Genomic DNA, 17921 nt, shown 5'->3' on the forward strand with positions numbered 1-17921 from the left:
CCACCGGCCTTTTTCCGTTATTGGCAGCCGACTGGGTCGGTGCTGATCGCGAGCTGTAACCACCCGATGTGGTGGCGCAAACCATGGGGTTTGCACGATTTTCTGGCTGCTCCCGTCGGGAGGGGCCAAACAAGCAGGTGACCAAGCTGGGGAACGCTGATGGCTTACTCATATACTGAGAAAAAACGTATCCGCAAGGACTTTAGCAAGTTGCCGGACGTCATGGATGTGCCGTACCTCCTGGCCATCCAGCTGGATTCGTATCGTGAATTCTTGCAAGCGGGAGCGACTAAAGATCAGTTCCGCGACGTGGGCCTGCATGCGGCCTTCAAATCCGTTTTCCCGATCATCAGCTACTCCGGCAATGCTGCGCTGGAGTACGTCGGTTATCGCCTGGGCGAACCGGCATTTGATGTCAAAGAATGCGTATTGCGCGGTGTTACTTACGCCGTACCTTTGCGGGTAAAAGTGCGCCTGATCATTTTCGACAAAGAATCGTCGAACAAAGCGATCAAGGACATCAAAGAGCAAGAAGTCTACATGGGTGAAATCCCCCTGATGACTGAGAACGGTACCTTCGTAATCAACGGTACCGAGCGTGTAATCGTTTCCCAGCTGCACCGTTCTCCGGGCGTGTTCTTCGACCATGACCGTGGCAAGACGCACAGCTCCGGCAAACTGCTTTACTCCGCGCGCATCATTCCTTACCGCGGTTCGTGGCTGGACTTCGAGTTCGACCCGAAAGACTGCGTATTCGTGCGTATCGACCGTCGTCGCAAGCTGCCTGCATCGGTACTGCTGCGCGCGCTCGGCTATACCACCGAAGAAGTGCTGGACGCGTTCTACACCACCAACGTCTTCCATGTGCAAGGTGAAAACCTCAGCCTGGAACTGGTGCCTCAGCGCCTGCGCGGTGAAATCGCGGTCCTCGATATCCTCGATGACAAAGGCAAGGTTATTGTCGAGCAGGGTCGTCGAATCACCGCTCGCCACATCAACCAGCTGGAAAAAGCCGGGATCAAAGAGCTGCAGGTGCCTCTGGACTACGTCCTGGGTCGCACCACCGCCAAGGTCATCGTGCATCCAGCCACCGGCGAAATCCTGGCAGAGTGCAACACCGAGCTGAACACTGAGATCCTGGCAAAAATCGCCAAGGCCCAGGTCGTTCGCATCGAAACTCTCTACACCAACGATATCGACTGTGGCCCGTTCATCTCCGACACGCTGAAGATCGACTCCACCGGCAACCAGTTGGAAGCCCTGGTCGAAATCTATCGCATGATGCGTCCTGGCGAGCCGCCAACCAAGGACGCAGCCGAGACCCTGTTCAACAACCTGTTCTTCAGCCCTGAGCGCTATGACCTGTCTGCGGTCGGCCGGATGAAGTTCAACCGTCGTATCGGTCGTACAGAAATCGAAGGTTCGGGCGTACTGAACAAGGACGATATCGTTGCGGTATTGAAGACTCTCGTCGACATCCGTAACGGCAAAGGCATCGTCGATGACATCGACCACCTGGGTAACCGTCGTGTTCGCTGCGTAGGCGAGATGGCCGAGAACCAGTTCCGTGTTGGCCTGGTGCGTGTTGAGCGCGCGGTCAAGGAACGTCTGTCGATGGCTGAAAGCGAAGGCCTGATGCCGCAAGACCTGATCAACGCCAAGCCAGTGGCTGCGGCTGTGAAAGAGTTCTTCGGTTCGAGCCAGCTGTCCCAGTTCATGGACCAGAACAACCCGCTGTCCGAGATCACCCACAAGCGTCGTGTCTCCGCACTCGGCCCGGGCGGTCTGACCCGTGAGCGCGCAGGCTTTGAAGTTCGTGACGTACACCCGACTCACTACGGTCGTGTGTGCCCGATTGAAACGCCGGAAGGTCCGAACATCGGTCTGATCAACTCCCTGGCGGCCTACGCGCGCACCAACCAGTACGGCTTCCTCGAAAGCCCGTATCGCGTGGTGAAAGACGCTCTGGTCACCGACGAGATCGTCTTCCTGTCCGCCATCGAAGAAGCTGATCACGTGATCGCTCAGGCTTCGGCCACGATGAACGATAAGAAAATGCTGATCGACGAGCTGGTAGCTGTTCGTCACTTGAACGAGTTCACCGTCAAGGCGCCGGAAGACGTCACCTTGATGGACGTATCGCCGAAGCAGGTAGTTTCGGTTGCAGCGTCGCTGATCCCGTTCCTCGAGCACGACGACGCCAACCGTGCGTTGATGGGTTCGAACATGCAGCGTCAGGCTGTGCCTACCCTGCGTGCCGACAAGCCGCTGGTCGGTACCGGCATGGAGCGTAACGTTGCCCGTGACTCCGGCGTTTGCGTTGTGGCGCGTCGTGGTGGTGTGATCGATTCCGTCGACGCCAGCCGTATCGTGGTTCGTGTTGCTGATGACGAAGTAGAAACTGGCGAAGCCGGTGTCGACATCTACAACCTGACCAAGTACACCCGCTCCAACCAGAACACTTGCATCAACCAACGTCCGCTGGTGCGTAAAGGTGATCGGGTTCAGCGTAGCGACATCATGGCTGACGGCCCGTCCACCGACATGGGTGAGCTGGCGTTGGGTCAGAACATGCGCATCGCGTTCATGGCCTGGAACGGTTACAACTTTGAAGACTCCATCTGCCTGTCGGAACGAGTTGTTCAAGAAGACCGCTTTACCACGATCCACATTCAGGAACTGACCTGTGTGGCCCGTGACACCAAGCTTGGCCCAGAAGAAATCACTGCAGACATCCCGAACGTGGGTGAAGCTGCACTGAACAAACTGGACGAAGCCGGTATCGTTTATGTAGGTGCCGAAGTAGGCGCAGGCGACATCCTGGTGGGCAAGGTCACTCCGAAAGGCGAGACCCAGCTGACGCCGGAAGAAAAACTGCTGCGTGCCATCTTCGGTGAAAAAGCCAGCGACGTTAAAGACACCTCCCTGCGTGTGCCGACTGGCACCAAGGGTACCGTCATCGACGTACAGGTCTTCACTCGCGACGGTGTTGAGCGTGATGCTCGTGCACTGTCCATCGAGAAGACTCAGCTCGACGAGATCCGCAAGGACCTGAACGAAGAGTTCCGTATTGTCGAAGGCGCAACTTTCGAACGTCTGCGCTCCGCACTGGTTGGCCACAAAGCCGAAGGCGGCGCAGGCCTGAAGAAAGGTCAGGAAATCACCGACGAAGTTCTCGACGGTCTTGAGCATGGTCAGTGGTTCAAACTGCGCATGGCTGAAGATGCTCTGAACGAGCAGCTCGAGAAGGCCCAGGCCTACATCGTTGATCGCCGCCGTCTGCTGGACGACAAGTTCGAAGACAAGAAGCGCAAACTGCAGCAGGGCGATGACCTGGCTCCAGGCGTGCTGAAAATCGTCAAGGTTTACCTGGCAATCCGTCGCCGCATCCAGCCGGGCGACAAGATGGCCGGCCGTCACGGTAACAAGGGTGTGGTCTCCGTGATCATGCCGGTTGAAGACATGCCGCACGATGCCAATGGCACCCCGGTCGACGTGGTCCTCAACCCGTTGGGCGTACCTTCGCGTATGAACGTTGGTCAGATTCTCGAAACTCACCTGGGCCTCGCGGCCAAAGGTCTGGGCGAGAAGATCAACCGGATGATCGAAGAGCAGCGCAAGGTCGCTGATCTGCGTAAGTTCCTGAACGAGATCTACAACGAGATCGGCGGGCGCAACGAAGAACTGGACACTTTCTCCGACCAGGAAATCCTGGATCTGGCGAAGAACCTGCGCGGCGGCGTTCCAATGGCTACTCCGGTGTTCGACGGTGCCAAGGAAAGCGAAATCAAGGCCATGCTGAAACTGGCAGACCTGCCAGAAAGCGGCCAGATGCAGCTGTTCGATGGCCGTACCGGCAACAAATTCGAACGCCCGGTCACCGTTGGCTACATGTACATGCTGAAGCTGAACCACTTGGTAGACGACAAGATGCACGCTCGTTCTACCGGTTCTTACAGCCTGGTTACCCAGCAGCCGCTGGGTGGTAAGGCGCAGTTCGGTGGTCAGCGTTTCGGGGAGATGGAGGTCTGGGCACTGGAAGCGTACGGTGCTGCATACACTCTGCAAGAAATGCTCACAGTGAAGTCGGACGATGTGAACGGCCGGACCAAGATGTACAAAAACATCGTGGACGGCGATCACCGTATGGAGCCGGGCATGCCCGAGTCTTTCAACGTGTTGATCAAGGAAATTCGTTCCCTCGGCATCGATATCGATCTGGAAACCGAATAACACGTGACGCGAATCGAGAGCGGGGCTGTTTTGCCCGCTCTCTGCTCCGCCAGGAGGAAAGGCCTTGAAAGACCTACTGAATTTGCTGAAAAACCAGGGTCAAGTCGAAGAGTTCGACGCCATCCGTATCGGATTGGCCTCGCCTGAGATGATCCGTTCGTGGTCGTTCGGTGAAGTTAAAAAGCCGGAAACCATCAACTACCGTACGTTCAAACCTGAGCGTGACGGCCTGTTCTGCGCCAAGATCTTTGGCCCGGTAAAGGATTACGAGTGCCTGTGCGGTAAGTACAAGCGCTTGAAGCATCGTGGTGTGATCTGCGAGAAGTGCGGCGTTGAAGTCGCGCTGGCAAAAGTTCGTCGTGAGCGCATGGCCCACATCGAACTGGCTTCGCCGGTTGCCCACATCTGGTTCTTGAAATCGCTGCCGTCCCGTATCGGCCTGCTGATGGACATGACCCTGCGTGATATCGAACGCGTTCTCTACTTCGAGAGCTACGTCGTTATCGATCCAGGCATGACCACCCTTGAAAAGGGTCAGTTGCTCAACGACGAGCAGTACTTCGAAGCGCTGGAAGAATTCGGTGACGATTTCGACGCCCGCATGGGTGCCGAAGCTGTCCGCGAACTGCTGCACGCTATCGACCTTGAGCACGAGATTGGCCGTCTGCGCGAAGAAATTCCGCAAACCAACTCCGAAACCAAGATCAAGAAGCTGTCCAAGCGTCTGAAGTTGATGGAAGCCTTCCAGGGCTCCGGCAACCTGCCAGAGTGGATGGTGCTGACCGTTCTGCCGGTTCTGCCGCCAGACCTGCGTCCACTGGTCCCGCTCGATGGCGGTCGCTTCGCAACTTCCGACCTCAACGATCTGTATCGTCGAGTGATCAACCGTAACAACCGCTTGAAGCGCCTGCTCGATCTGTCCGCTCCGGACATCATCGTGCGCAACGAAAAGCGTATGTTGCAAGAAGCTGTGGATGCACTGCTGGACAACGGTCGTCGTGGCCGCGCTATCACCGGTTCCAACAAGCGTCCTCTGAAATCCCTGGCTGACATGATCAAGGGTAAGCAAGGTCGTTTCCGTCAGAACTTGCTCGGTAAGCGTGTTGACTACTCCGGTCGTTCGGTAATTACCGTAGGCCCGACCCTGCGTCTGCACCAGTGCGGTCTGCCTAAGAAAATGGCTCTGGAACTGTTCAAGCCGTTCATTTTCGGCAAGCTGGAAATGCGTGGTCTCGCGACCACCATCAAAGCCGCCAAGAAAATGGTCGAGCGCGAGCTGCCAGAGGTCTGGGACGTTCTTGCCGAAGTGATTCGCGAACACCCAGTGTTGCTCAACCGTGCACCGACCCTTCACCGTCTGGGTATCCAGGCGTTTGAACCGGTACTGATCGAAGGCAAGGCTATCCAGCTGCACCCGCTGGTCTGTGCTGCGTACAACGCCGACTTCGACGGCGACCAAATGGCCGTGCACGTGCCGCTGACGCTGGAAGCCCAGTTGGAAGCGCGCGCGTTGATGATGTCGACCAACAACATCCTGTCGCCAGCGAACGGTGAGCCGATCATCGTTCCGTCCCAGGACGTTGTATTGGGTCTGTACTACATGACCCGTGAAGCCATCAACGCCAAGGGCGAAGGTCGCGTATTCGCGGATCTGCAGGAAGTTGACCGTGTGTTCCGTGCCGGCGAAGCCGCACTGCATGCCAAGGTCAAGGTGCGGATCAACGAAACCGTAAACGACCGTGATGGAGGCAGCGTCAAGAACACTCGTATCGTCGACACCACCGTCGGCCGTGCGCTGTTGTTCCAGGTTGTCCCACCTGGCCTGTCGTTCGACGTCGTCAACCTGCCGATGAAGAAAAAAGCGATCTCCAAGCTGATCAACCAGTGCTACCGCGTGGTTGGTTTGAAAGAGACCGTAATCTTCGCTGACCAGTTGATGTACACCGGTTTCGCTTATTCGACCATCTCCGGCGTTTCCATCGGCGTTAACGACTTCGTTATCCCGGATGAAAAAGCCCGCATCATCGGTGCTGCCACCGAAGAAGTGAAAGAGATCGAGAGCCAGTACGCGTCCGGCCTGGTAACCCAGGGCGAGAAGTACAACAAGGTGATCGACCTCTGGTCCAAGGCGAACGACGAAGTGTCCAAGGCGATGATGGCCAACCTCTCGAAAGAGAAAGTCATCGACCGCCACGGTAACGAAGTCGATCAGGAATCCTTCAACTCGATGTACATGATGGCCGACTCGGGCGCACGGGGTTCTGCAGCGCAGATCCGTCAGCTCGCCGGTATGCGTGGCCTGATGGCCAAGCCGGACGGCTCCATCATCGAGACCCCGATTACCGCGAACTTCCGTGAAGGTTTGAGCGTACTTCAGTACTTCATCTCTACTCACGGTGCTCGTAAGGGTCTTGCGGATACCGCGTTGAAAACGGCGAACTCCGGTTACCTGACTCGTCGTCTGGTAGACGTTGCCCAGGATCTGGTCGTGACCGAGATCGACTGCGGCACAGAACATGGCCTGGTAATGACTCCGCACATCGAAGGCGGTGACGTTGTAGAGCCGTTGGGTGAGCGCGTATTGGGGCGTGTCATCGCCCGTGACGTATTCAAGCCGGGTACCGAGGACGTCATCGTTCCTGCCGGCACCCTGGTTGACGAGAAGTGGGTCGAATTCATCGAGCTCAACAGCATCGACGAAGTGATCGTGCGTTCGCCGATCAGCTGCGAAACCCGCTACGGTATTTGCGCCAAGTGCTACGGTCGCGACCTGGCTCGTGGTCACCAGGTGAACATCGGTGAAGCGGTCGGCGTTATCGCTGCCCAGTCCATCGGTGAGCCGGGTACCCAGCTGACCATGCGTACGTTCCACATCGGTGGTGCGGCAAGCCGGACCTCCGCAGCCGACAGTGTCCAGGTGAAGAATGGCGGTACCGTTCGCCTGCATAACCTGAAGCACGTTGAGCGCGTGGACGGTCACCTGGTGGCTGTGTCCCGTTCTGGTGAGCTGGCGATTGCCGACGACTTCGGTCGTGAGCGCGAGCGCTACAAGCTGCCGTACGGTGCTGTGATTTCGGTGAAGGAAGGTGACAAGGTCGACGCTGGCGCCATCGTGGCCAAGTGGGACCCGCACACCCACCCAATCGTTACCGAAATGAAAGGTACCGTGACCTACGTGGGCATGGAAGAAGGCATCACGATCAAGCGTCAGACTGACGAATTGACCGGTATGACCAACATTGAAGTGCTCGACGCTAAAGATCGTCCAGCTGCCGGCAAGGACATCCGTCCTGCTGTGAAGATGGTCGACGACAACGGCAAGGATCTGTTGCTGCCAGGCACTGACGTAATCGCTCAGTACTTCCTGCCAGCCAACGCCTTGGTCGGTGTTGCGGACGGTGCGCGGATCGCGATCGGTGATGTTATCGCTCGTATCCCGCAAGAAACTTCGAAGACCCGCGACATCACCGGTGGTCTGCCGCGTGTTGCCGACTTGTTCGAAGCCCGTCGTCCGAAAGAAGCCTCGATTCTGGCTGAAGTCAGCGGCACCATCGCGTTCGGTAAAGAGACCAAGGGCAAGCGCCGCCTAGTCATCACCCCGAACGACGGTAGCGATCCGTACGAAGAGCTAATTCCGAAGTGGCGTCACCTGAACGTCTTCGAAGGCGAACAGGTCAACCGCGGCGAAGTTATCTCCGACGGCCCTAGCGATCCACACGACATCCTGCGTCTGCTGGGTGTGAGTGCGCTGGCCAAGTACATCGTGAACGAGATCCAGGACGTTTACCGTCTGCAAGGCGTGAAGATCAACGACAAGCACATCGAGACCATCCTGCGTCAGATGCTGCGTAAGGTCGAGATCGCTGAATCCGGCGACTCGAGTTTCATCAAGGGCGACCAGATGGAGCTGACTCACGTACTGGTGGAAAACGAGCGCCTGGGTGCGGACGACAAATTCGTGTCCAAGTTCACTCGCGTGCTGCTGGGTATCACCAAGGCGTCGTTGTCCACCGAATCGTTCATCTCGGCGGCTTCCTTCCAGGAAACCACCCGCGTACTGACCGAAGCGGCGGTAACCGGCAAGCGCGATTACCTGCGCGGCCTGAAAGAAAACGTGGTCGTGGGTCGTCTGATCCCGGCCGGTACCGGTTTGGCCTATCACAGCGAGCGCAAGCGTCGCCGTGAAGCAGACAAGCCGTTGCGCGTAAGCGCCAGTGAAGTGGAAGCTGCACTGACCGAAGCACTGAACTCGAGCGGTAACTGAGTTCGGCGCTAATTGAGAGCCTGGCCCTGGTCATTCCGTTCGGCGGATCGAGACAAGTTGTCGAGATCCGGCGGGCGAGGAGGTCGGGGCCTTGCCTTGACTGGAGACAAGATCCTCTTTAGACTCTTGATCCCCTAAATTTGGCGGGAATTCGTTCCTGCCATTTTGCTTTTCTTGTAAGACAATAGCGTCGCAAGACAACAGTGGAGCTAGTAGATGGCAACTATCAACCAGCTGGTACGTCAGCCGCGTAAGCGTATCGTCGAGAAATCCGACGTGCCTGCGCTGCAGAACTGCCCGCAACGTCGTGGCGTATGCACCCGTGTGTATACCACCACGCCGAAAAAACCTAACTCGGCACTGCGTAAAGTATGCCGTGTGCGCCTGACCAACGGTTTCGAGGTTTCCTCGTACATCGGCGGTGAAGGCCACAACCTGCAAGAGCACAGCGTCGTACTGATCCGTGGCGGCCGTGTAAAAGACTTGCCAGGTGTTCGTTACCACACCGTTCGCGGTTCTTTGGATACCTCCGGCGTCAAAGGTCGTAACCAGGGTCGTTCGAAGTACGGTACCAAGAAGCCTAAGTAGTAGTGGCTTTTTGTAAAACTGATTTTCTATTTTTTTGAGTCGATAAGAGTAAGGTCGGAGGCGTCCCGCAAGGGCACCGATTCCGAGCGAACCTGAAGACCGCTTGAGGGCTTATCATGCCAAGACGTCGCGTAGCAGCCAAACGTGAGATTCTGGACGATCCGAAATACGGAAGCCAGATTCTCGCCAAGTTCATGAACCACGTAATGGAAAGCGGCAAGAAAGCCGTTGCCGAGCGTATCGTTTATGGCGCACTGGACAAAGTTAAGGAACGCAAGAACAGCGATCCCCTGGAAATCTTCGAGAAAGCTCTCGACGCCATCGCTCCGCTGGTCGAAGTGAAGTCGCGCCGTGTAGGCGGTGCTACTTACCAGGTTCCGGTCGAAGTTCGTCCGTCCCGTCGTAACGCCCTGGCAATGCGCTGGCTGGTAGACTTCGCCCGCAAGCGCGGCGAGAAGTCCATGGCCCTGCGTTTGGCTGGTGAACTGTTGGACGCTGCTGAAGGTAAAGGTGCTGCAGTTAAGAAGCGTGAAGACGTGCACCGTATGGCTGAAGCCAACAAGGCTTTCTCGCACTACCGCTTCTAATTTTAGCGTCACTCAATTTGCGAGGGCTTTATGGCTCGTACTACACCGATTAACCGCTACCGTAACATCGGTATCGTTGCTCACGTGGATGCTGGTAAAACCACCACCACCGAGCGCGTCCTTTTTTACACCGGCAAAAGTCACAAGATGGGCGAGGTGCATGATGGCGCCGCGACCACCGACTGGATGGTGCAGGAGCAGGAGCGTGGTATTACCATCACTTCTGCTGCTATTACCGCTTTCTGGAAGGGTTCCGAGAAGCAGTACAAGGACGAGCACCGCTTCAACGTCATCGATACCCCGGGCCACGTAGACTTCACCATTGAAGTAGAACGTTCCCTACGCGTACTCGACGGCGCTGTGGTTGTTTTCTGCGGCACCTCGGGTGTTGAGCCTCAGTCGGAAACCGTATGGCGTCAAGCCAACAAATACGGTGTTCCGCGTCTTGTTTATGTAAACAAGATGGACCGTGCAGGCGCCAACTTCCTGCGCGTGATCGCTCAGATCAAGCAGCGTCTGGGTCACACTCCGGTGCCGATCCAGCTGGCTATCGGTTCCGAAGACAACTTCCAGGGTCAGATCGATCTGATCAACATGCAAGCTGTCTACTGGAACGATTCCGACAAGGGCATGGTTCCTGTTCGCAAGGACATTCCTGCCGAGTTGCTGGAAGAAGCCGAGAAGTGGCGTGGCAACATGGTTGAGGCTGCGGCCGAAGCCAACGAAGAGCTGATGAACAAGTACCTCGAGGGTGAAGAACTCACCAACGAGGAAATCAAGGCCGCTCTGCGTCAGCGTACTATCGCTGGTGAAATCGTCCTGGCTGTTTGCGGTTCTTCCTTCAAGAACAAGGGTGTTCCCCTGGTTCTCGACGCCGTTATCGACTTCCTGCCTGCGCCGACCGACATTCCTGCCATCAAGGGTACTGACCCGGATGACGAGACTATCGAGTTGGAGCGTCATGCGGACGACAGCGAGCCGTTCTCGGCTCTGGCGTTCAAGATCGCTACCGACCCATTCGTGGGTACCTTGACCTTTGTCCGGGTTTACTCGGGTGTGTTGAACTCCGGCGACGGCGTGATCAACTCTGTAAAAGGCAAGAAAGAGCGCGTAGGCCGTATGGTGCAAATGCACGCAAACGCCCGCGAAGAGATCAAGGAAGTGCGCGCTGGCGACATCGCGGCCTTGATCGGCATGAAGGACGTCACCACGGGTGAAACTTTGTGCAATGGCGACAAGCCAATCATCCTGGTTCGCATGGACTTCCCGGAGCCGGTTATTTCGGTTGCCGTTGAGCCTAAGACCAAGGACGACCAGGAAAAAATGGGTATCGCTCTGGGCAAACTTGCTCAGGAAGACCCGTCTTTCCGCGTCAAGACTGATGAAGAGACTGGTCAAACGATCATCTCTGGCATGGGCGAGTTGCACCTGGACATCCTGGTTGACCGGATGCGCCGTGAGTTCAACGTCGAAGCCAACATCGGTAAGCCTCAGGTTTCCTATCGTGAGCGCATCACGAAGAACTGTGAAATCGAAGGCAAGTTCGTTCGCCAATCCGGCGGTCGTGGCCAGTTCGGTCACTGCTGGATCCGTTTTGCACCGGCTGACGAAGGTCAGGAAGGTCTGCAATTCGTGAACGAAGTCGTAGGTGGTGTGGTTCCTAAGGAATACATCCCGGCGATCCAGAAGGGTATCGAAGAGCAGATGAAGAACGGCGTTGTTGCCGGCTATCCGCTGATCGGCCTGAAGGCAACCGTGTTCGATGGTTCTTACCACGACGTCGACTCCAACGAGATGGCGTTCAAGGTGGCTGCTTCCATGGCGACCAAGCAACTGGCCCAGAAGGGCGGTGGTGAGTTGCTTGAGCCGATCATGGCGGTAGAAGTCGTTACGCCTGAAGACTACATGGGTGATGTCATGGGCGACCTTAACCGTCGTCGTGGCATGATTCTGGGTATGGAAGATACGGTTTCCGGCAAAGTGATTCGTGCCGAGGTTCCGTTGGGTGAAATGTTCGGTTACGCAACCGACGTTCGTTCCATGTCTCAGGGTCGCGCAAGCTACTCTATGGAATTCAAAAAATACAATACAGCTCCGTCGCATATCGTCGAAACTGTTACCAAAAAACAAGGCTGATTCAGTCCTTTAGGCAAGGAGTTAATTGTCGTGGCTAAAGAAAAATTTGATCGTTCCCTACCGCACGTCAACGTTGGCACCATTGGTCACGTTGACCACGGTAAAACCACTCTGACTGCTGCTCTGACTCGCGTCTGCTCCGAAGTTTTCGGTTCGGCCGTTGTTGCTTTCGACAAAATCGACAGCGCTCCGGAAGAGAAGGCTCGTGGTATCACCATCAACACCGCGCACGTTGAGTACAACTCTTCGATTCGTCACTACGCTCACGTTGACTGCCCAGGTCACGCTGACTATGTGAAGAACATGATCACCGGTGCTGCCCAGATGGACGGCGCGATCCTGGTTTGCTCGGCCGCTGATGGTCCGATGCCACAAACCCGTGAGCACATCCTGCTGTCCCGTCAGGTAGGCGTTCCGTACATCGTTGTCTTCCTGAACAAGGCTGACATGGTTGACGACGCTGAGCTGCTGGAACTGGTTGAGATGGAAGTGCGCGATCTGCTGAGCACTTACGACTTCCCAGGTGATGACACTCCAATCATCATCGGTTCGGCTCTGATGGCTCTGAACGGCCAAGACGACAACGAAATGGGTACCACCGCTGTCAAGCGCCTGGTAGAAACTCTGGACAGCTACATCCCAGAACCAGTTCGTGTGATCGACAAGCCGTTCCTGATGCCAATCGAAGACGTATTCTCGATCTCCGGTCGCGGTACTGTTGTGACTGGCCGTATCGAGCGCGGTATCGTCAAGGTTCAGGATCCACTGGAAATCGTTGGTCTGCGTGACACCACCGTCACCACCTGCACCGGTGTTGAAATGTTCCGCAAGCTGCTCGACGAAGGTCGTGCTGGCGAGAACTGCGGCGTTCTGCTGCGTGGTACCAAGCGTGACGACGTTGAGCGTGGCCAGGTTCTGGTTAAGCCAGGTTCGGTCAAGCCGCACACCAAGTTCGAAGCTGAAGTGTACGTTCTGAGCAAAGAAGAAGGCGGTCGTCACACTCCGTTCTTCAAAGGCTACCGTCCACAGTTCTACTTCCGGACCACTGACGTGACCGGTAACTGCGAACTGCCGGAAGGCGTTGAAATGGTAATGCCAGGCGACAACATCAAAATGGTTGTCACCCTGATCAAGACCATCGCAATGGAAGACGGTCTGCGTTTCGCTATCCGTGAAGGCGGTCGTACCGTCGGCGCTGGCGTCGTAGCCAAAATCATCGAGTAAGCTCTTTTTGAGTTCGCTCTGATGGATTGAAAGAGCCCCCGCCCAGCGGGGGCTTTTTTATTGGGTTGACACCTATCGGGGGCGTCTATAGAATTGCGCCTCCTTTTAACGGGCGTATTGCGCCCGGTGGGAATAGCAGCCGGAGTCTGAAATCCAATGCAAAATCAGCAAATCCGTATCAGGTTGAAGGCTTTCGACCATCGCCTGATCGACCAATCCACCCAGGAAATCGTGGAAACCGCGAAACGTACTGGTGCTCAAGTGCGTGGTCCAATTCCACTGCCTACCCGTAAAGAGCGGTTCACCGTTCTGGTCTCCCCGCACGTCAACAAAGACGCGCGTGACCAGTACGAGATCCGTACTCATAAGCGCGTTCTGGACATCGTCCAGCCAACGGATAAAACCGTTGATGCTCTTATGAAGCTCGATCTTGCGGCCGGTGTGGAAGTGCAGATCAGCCTCGGCTAAGACTCGGTCTTAGTCGTGTAACGCTCTGAAATGGGCGGCCATAGCGGGTGAAAGCCCCGTACACTCATGAGGTTTACAACATGACTATTGGTGTAGTCGGTCGTAAATGCGGTATGACCCGTATTTTCACCGAAGAAGGTGTCTCCATTCCGGTCACGGTCATTGAGATCGAGCCGAATCGCGTCACCCAGTTCAAAACTGAAGAGACCGATGGCTATCGTGCAGTGCAAGTCACTGTCGGCGAGCGTCGCGCTTCGCGTGTTACAGCTGCTCAAGCTGGCCACTTCGCCAAGGCGAACGTTGCCGCTGGTCGTACCGTAATGGAATTCCGCCTTGAAGAAGGCGAGTACCAGGCCGGCGATCTGATCAACGCTGAAATCTTCGCCGCTGGCCAACTGGTTGATGTAACCGGTCAGTCCAAGGGTAAAGGCTTCCAGGGTACGATCAAGCGTTGGAACTTCCGCGGGCAAGATAATACCCACGGTAACTCCGTGTCCCACCGCGTTCCAGGCTCTATCGGCCAGTGCCAGACTCCTGGTCGTGTATTCAAGGGCAAAAAAATGTCCGGTCATATGGGCGCTGAGCGCGTGACCGTGCAGTCCCTCGAAGTAGTGCGCGTGGACGCTGAACGCAATCTGTTGTTGGTCAAGGGCGCTGTTCCTGGCGCTACTGGCGGCAACTTGGTTGTACGTCCAGCAGCCAAGGCTCGCGGTTAAGGGGAAGCTGACATGCAATTAAATGTAAATGACGCTCAAGCGATCGAAGTTTCCGAACTGACATTTGGCGGCGAATTCAACGAGACGCTGGTTCACCAAGCAGTCGTGGCCTACATGGCCGGCGGCCGTCAAGGTAGCAAGCAGCAAAAGACCCGTTCCGACGTTCGTGGTGGCGGTAAGCGCCCGTGGCGTCAGAAAGGTACTGGCCGTGCTCGTGCCGGTACTATCCGTAGCCCAATCTGGCGTGGCGGCGGTACCACTTTCGCAGCTCGTCCTCAGGATCACACCCAGAAGCTGAACAAGAAGATGTATCGCGCAGCAATGCGTTCCATCCTTGCTGAGCTGGTGCGTACTGATCGTCTGGTCGTGGTTCAGGACTTCGCTGTTGATGCACCGAAGACCAAAGATCTGCTGAACAAACTGACCGGCATGGGCCTGACTGACGTCTTGATCGTGTCTGAAGTAGTTGATCAGAACCTGTACCTGGCTGCTCGCAACCTGCCACACGTTGATGTACGTGACGTGCAAGGTTCCGATCCAGTTAGTCTGATCGCATACGACAAGGTGTTGATCACCGTGTCGGCCGTGAAGAAATTCGAGGAGCTGCTGGGATGAACCAGGAACGCGTATTTAAAGTTCTGCTCGGCCCGCACGTTTCCGAGAAGGCTACGGTTCTGGCTGACAAGAAAGGCCAGTTCGTTTTCAAGGTTGCAACTGACGCAACCAAGCTGGAAATCAAGAAGGCCGTCGAAAGCCTGTTCAGCGTGAAAGTAGAGCGTGTTACTACCCTGAATGTTCTGGGTAAGAGCAAGCGCACTGCTCGCGGTCTGGGCAAGCGTAATGACTGGAAGAAGGCAGTTATCTCCCTTCAGCCAGGCCAAGATCTCGATTTCAGCAGCAGTGCTGAGTAAGGAAGGGGTGCATCATGGCAATCGTTAAATGCAAACCGACTTCCCCTGGCCGCCGTTTTGTGGTCAAGGTGGTCAACCAGGAGCTGCATAAAGGCGCTCCTCACGCACCGCTGCTCGAGAAAAAATCGAAGACTGGTGGTCGTAACAACAATGGTCGTATTACCACGCGTCACATCGGTGGTGGCCATAAGCAGCATTATCGTCTGGTCGACTTCCGTCGCAACGACAAGGATGGCATCGCTGCCACCGTCGAGCGTATCGAATACGATCCAAACCGTACTGCTCACATCGCTCTGCTGCTGTACGCAGATGGCGAGCGTCGCTACATCATCGCCCCTAAAGGCGTGAGTGCTGGCGACCAGCTGATCGCAGGTGCCCTGGCACCGATCAAGCCGGGCAACGCTCTGCAACTGCGTAACATTCCAGTTGGTAGCACCGTACACGGCATCGAATTGAAGCCAGGTAAAGGCGCACAGATCGCTCGTTCCGCTGGTGCTTCGGCTCAGCTGATCGCTCGTGAAGGTGTCTACGTGACCCTGCGTCTGCGTTCTGGTGAGATGCGTAAAGTACTGGCTGAATGCCGTGCGACCCTGGGCGAAGTCTCGAACTCCGAGCACAGCCTGCGTTCGTTGGGTAAAGCTGGTGCCAAGCGCTGGCGTGGCGTTCGCCCAACCGTTCGTGGTGTTGCCATGAACCCGGTTGACCACCCACATGGTGGTGGTGAAGGTCGTACCTCTGGTGGTCGTCATCCGGTATCGCCATGGGGCTTCCCGACTAAGGGCGCGAAGACTCGTGGTAATAAGCGTACCGACAAAATGATCGTCCGTCGTCGCAAGTAAATAGAGGGATACGACAGTGCCACGTTCTCTGAAAAAAGGTCCTTTTATTGATCTTCACCTACTGAAGAAGATCGAAGTGGCGGCGGAAAAGAACGATCGCAAACCAGTTAAGACCTGGTCGCGTCGTTCGATGATCCTGCCACAAATGGTCGGTCTGACCATCGCAGTACACAACGGTCGCCAGCACGTCCCAGTTCTCGTGAACGAAGACATGGTCGGCCACAAACTGGGCGAGTTCGCCGGTACCCGCACATATCGTGGGCACGTGGCTGACAAGAAAGCCAAGCGTTAAGGGGTTAGGAAATGGAAGTAGCCGCTAAGTTGTCGGGCGCTCGAATCTCCGCCCAGAAAGCCCGCTTGGTCGCCGACCAGATCCGCGGGAAGAAGGTGGGCGAAGCGCTCAACCTGTTGGCTTTCAGCAGTAAGAAAGCCGCCGAGATCATGAAGAAAGTGCTGGAGTCGGCCGTAGCCAACGCCGAGCATAACGAAGGCGCAGACGTTGATGACCTGAAGGTCAGCACCGTTTTCGTCAACGAAGGGCGTTCGCTGAAGCGCATCATGCCACGTGCCAAAGGCCGTGCTGATCGCATCGTCAAGCGGTCTTGCCATATCACTGTCAAGGTTGCTGACAAGTAACGGAGTCGAAGAGATGGGTCAGAAAGTACATCCCATTGGCATTCGCCTGGGAATCGTCAAGGAGCACACCTCCGTCTGGTACGCAGACGGTCGGACTTATGCGGACTATTTGTTCGCTGATCTGAAGGTGCGTGAGTATCTCCAAGACAAACTAAAAAGCGCGTCCGTAAGCCGTATCGATATCCATCGTCCGGCGCAGACTGCACGCATCACCATCCACACCGCTCGTCCAGGTATCGTTATCGGGAAGAAAGGTGAAGATGTTGAGAAGCTGCGTCAGGACCTGACCAAGCAAATGGGTGTGCCTGTGCACATCAATATCGAAGAGATCCGCAAGCCGGAGCTCGACGGTATGCTGGTTGCGCAGAGCGTAGCTCAGCAGCTGGAGCGTCGCGTAATGTTCCGTCGCGCTATGAAGCGCGCTGTACAGAACGCAATGCGCATTGGTGCCAAAGGCATCAAAATCCAAGTGAGCGGTCGTCTCGGCGGTGCTGAAATCGCACGTACTGAATGGTATCGCGAAGGTCGTGTGCCTCTGCACACCCTGCGTGCCGACATCGACTATGCCAACTACGAAGCTCACACCACTTACGGTGTGATCGGTGTAAAGGTTTGGATCTTCAAAGGCGAAGTAATTGGTGGTCGCCAAGAAGAACTGAAACCACAAGCACCAGCGCCTCGTAAAAAAGCTGCTAAGTAAGGGGTACGCCAAATGTTGCAACCAAAGCGTACGAAGTTCCGCAAGCAGATGACCGGTCACAACCGTGGCCTGGCATTGCGCGGTAGCAAAGTCAGCTTCGGCGAGTTCGCGCTGAAGTCTGTTGCTCGTGGTCGTCTCACCGCTCGTCAGATCGAGTCAGCGCGTCGTGCTCTGACCCGTCACGTAAAACGTGGCGGCAAGATCTGGATCCGTGTATTCCCGGACAAGCCTGTCACCAAGAAGCCACTCGAAGTTCGGATGGGTAAAGGTAAGGGTAACGTGGAGTACTGGGTTGCCCAGATTCAGCCAGGCAAAGTCCTGTATGAAATCGAGGGTGTTTCTGAAGAGCTGGCGCGTGAGGCTTTCGCCCTGGCTGCTGCAAAGCTGCCGCTCGCCACCTCCTTTGTTAAACGGACGGTGATGTGATGAAAGCGAATGAACTTCGTGAAAAATCAGCACAGCAGCTGAACGAGCAACTGCTCGGCCTGCTGCGCGACCAGTTCAATCTGCGTATGCAGAAGGCAACTGGCCAGTTGGGGCAGTCTCATCTGCTCTCGCAAGTTAAGCGTGACATCGCTCGCGTGAAAACTGTGCTCAACCAGCAGGCAGGTAAGTAATC

16 protein-coding genes are annotated in these 17921 nt (G+C 56.1%); all 16 read left to right on the forward strand.

Annotated features, from left to right (window positions below):
• Positions 1–159 precede the first annotated feature (159 nt).
• The 16 genes from rpoB to rpmC all read left to right on the forward strand — a co-directional run bounded on the left by rpoB (position 160) and on the right by rpmC (position 17919).
• On the forward strand, positions 160–4233 hold the full coding sequence (rpoB, locus tag HU742_RS02205) for a DNA-directed RNA polymerase subunit beta (protein WP_186644996.1): 4074 nt from the start codon (positions 160–162) through the stop codon (positions 4231–4233).
• Positions 4234–4297: 64 nt separating this feature from the next.
• Positions 4298–8497 (forward strand): DNA-directed RNA polymerase subunit beta', encoded by a 4200-nt coding sequence (rpoC, locus tag HU742_RS02210; RefSeq protein WP_186641017.1) that lies wholly within the window; start codon positions 4298–4300, stop codon positions 8495–8497.
• Between the two features lie 216 nt (positions 8498–8713).
• A complete protein-coding gene (rpsL, locus tag HU742_RS02215; protein WP_002555494.1) occupies positions 8714–9085 on the forward strand; it encodes a 30S ribosomal protein S12 in 372 nt (123 codons plus the stop codon).
• A gap of 116 nt (positions 9086–9201) precedes the next feature.
• Entirely contained in the window at positions 9202–9672 is a 471-nt protein-coding gene (gene rpsG / locus HU742_RS02220) for a 30S ribosomal protein S7 (protein ID WP_003186074.1), read from the forward strand.
• Positions 9673–9702: 30 nt separating this feature from the next.
• Entirely contained in the window at positions 9703–11808 is a 2106-nt protein-coding gene (gene fusA / locus HU742_RS02225) for an elongation factor G (protein WP_186641019.1), read from the forward strand.
• 30 nt (positions 11809–11838) lie between these two features.
• The gene (tuf, locus tag HU742_RS02230; protein WP_003186071.1) at positions 11839–13032 is read left to right on the forward strand and encodes an elongation factor Tu; all 1194 of its coding nucleotides are present in this window, start codon (positions 11839–11841) and stop codon (positions 13030–13032) included.
• Between the two features lie 156 nt (positions 13033–13188).
• On the forward strand, positions 13189–13500 hold the full coding sequence (gene rpsJ / locus HU742_RS02235; RefSeq protein ID WP_003186070.1) for a 30S ribosomal protein S10: 312 nt from the start codon (positions 13189–13191) through the stop codon (positions 13498–13500).
• Positions 13501–13580: 80 nt separating this feature from the next.
• Positions 13581–14216, forward strand: coding sequence for a 50S ribosomal protein L3 (gene rplC, locus HU742_RS02240; protein WP_003186059.1), 636 nt, complete (start codon positions 13581–13583; stop codon positions 14214–14216).
• Positions 14217–14228: 12 nt separating this feature from the next.
• Positions 14229–14831 (forward strand): 50S ribosomal protein L4, encoded by a 603-nt coding sequence (rplD, locus tag HU742_RS02245; RefSeq protein WP_007896707.1) that lies wholly within the window; start codon positions 14229–14231, stop codon positions 14829–14831.
• Positions 14828–15127 (forward strand): 50S ribosomal protein L23, encoded by a 300-nt coding sequence (rplW, locus tag HU742_RS02250; protein WP_002555488.1) that lies wholly within the window; start codon positions 14828–14830, stop codon positions 15125–15127. The genes rplD and rplW overlap by 4 nt, the downstream gene beginning before the upstream one ends.
• Positions 15128–15141: 14 nt before the next feature.
• Entirely contained in the window at positions 15142–15966 is an 825-nt protein-coding gene (gene rplB / locus HU742_RS02255; RefSeq protein WP_003210080.1) for a 50S ribosomal protein L2, read from the forward strand.
• 16 nt (positions 15967–15982) lie between these two features.
• Complete coding sequence (rpsS, locus tag HU742_RS02260; protein WP_002555486.1) at positions 15983–16258, forward strand: 30S ribosomal protein S19; 276 nt, start codon at positions 15983–15985, stop codon at positions 16256–16258.
• 11 nt (positions 16259–16269) lie between these two features.
• A complete protein-coding gene (rplV, locus tag HU742_RS02265) occupies positions 16270–16602 on the forward strand; it encodes a 50S ribosomal protein L22 (protein WP_003103908.1) in 333 nt (110 codons plus the stop codon).
• 13 nt (positions 16603–16615) lie between these two features.
• Positions 16616–17302, forward strand: a complete 687-nt coding sequence (rpsC, locus tag HU742_RS02270; RefSeq protein ID WP_003176422.1) for a 30S ribosomal protein S3 — start codon at positions 16616–16618, stop codon at positions 17300–17302.
• Between the two features lie 12 nt (positions 17303–17314).
• Positions 17315–17728 (forward strand): 50S ribosomal protein L16, encoded by a 414-nt coding sequence (gene rplP, locus HU742_RS02275; protein WP_003186052.1) that lies wholly within the window; start codon positions 17315–17317, stop codon positions 17726–17728.
• Positions 17728–17919 carry a 50S ribosomal protein L29 gene (gene rpmC, locus HU742_RS02280; protein ID WP_002555481.1) on the forward strand — a complete coding sequence of 64 codons (192 nt, stop codon included), beginning with the start codon at positions 17728–17730 and terminating at the stop codon, positions 17917–17919. Before rplP ends, rpmC begins: the two co-directional genes overlap by 1 nt.
• The last annotated feature ends 2 nt before the right edge of the window (positions 17920–17921 follow it).

Source organism: Pseudomonas marvdashtae, from assembly GCF_014268655.2.
In the GTDB taxonomy this organism is placed as follows: domain Bacteria; phylum Pseudomonadota; class Gammaproteobacteria; order Pseudomonadales; family Pseudomonadaceae; genus Aquipseudomonas; species Aquipseudomonas marvdashtae.

Coding starts and splice junctions, on each gene's coding strand:
- rpoB (WP_186644996.1), top strand. CDS start 160: ATGGCTTACTCATATACTGAGAAAAAACGTATCCGCAAGGACTTTAGC.
- rpsL (WP_002555494.1), top strand. CDS start 8,714: ATGGCAACTATCAACCAGCTGGTACGTCAGCCGCGTAAGCGTATCGTC.
- rpsG (WP_003186074.1), top strand. CDS start 9,202: ATGCCAAGACGTCGCGTAGCAGCCAAACGTGAGATTCTGGACGATCCG.
- fusA (WP_186641019.1), top strand. CDS start 9,703: ATGGCTCGTACTACACCGATTAACCGCTACCGTAACATCGGTATCGTT.
- rpsJ (WP_003186070.1), top strand. CDS start 13,189: ATGCAAAATCAGCAAATCCGTATCAGGTTGAAGGCTTTCGACCATCGC.
- rplC (WP_003186059.1), top strand. CDS start 13,581: ATGACTATTGGTGTAGTCGGTCGTAAATGCGGTATGACCCGTATTTTC.
- rplD (WP_007896707.1), top strand. CDS start 14,229: ATGCAATTAAATGTAAATGACGCTCAAGCGATCGAAGTTTCCGAACTG.
- rplW (WP_002555488.1), top strand. CDS start 14,828: ATGAACCAGGAACGCGTATTTAAAGTTCTGCTCGGCCCGCACGTTTCC.
- rplB (WP_003210080.1), top strand. CDS start 15,142: ATGGCAATCGTTAAATGCAAACCGACTTCCCCTGGCCGCCGTTTTGTG.
- rplV (WP_003103908.1), top strand. CDS start 16,270: ATGGAAGTAGCCGCTAAGTTGTCGGGCGCTCGAATCTCCGCCCAGAAA.
- rpsC (WP_003176422.1), top strand. CDS start 16,616: ATGGGTCAGAAAGTACATCCCATTGGCATTCGCCTGGGAATCGTCAAG.
- rplP (WP_003186052.1), top strand. CDS start 17,315: ATGTTGCAACCAAAGCGTACGAAGTTCCGCAAGCAGATGACCGGTCAC.
- rpmC (WP_002555481.1), top strand. CDS start 17,728: ATGAAAGCGAATGAACTTCGTGAAAAATCAGCACAGCAGCTGAACGAG.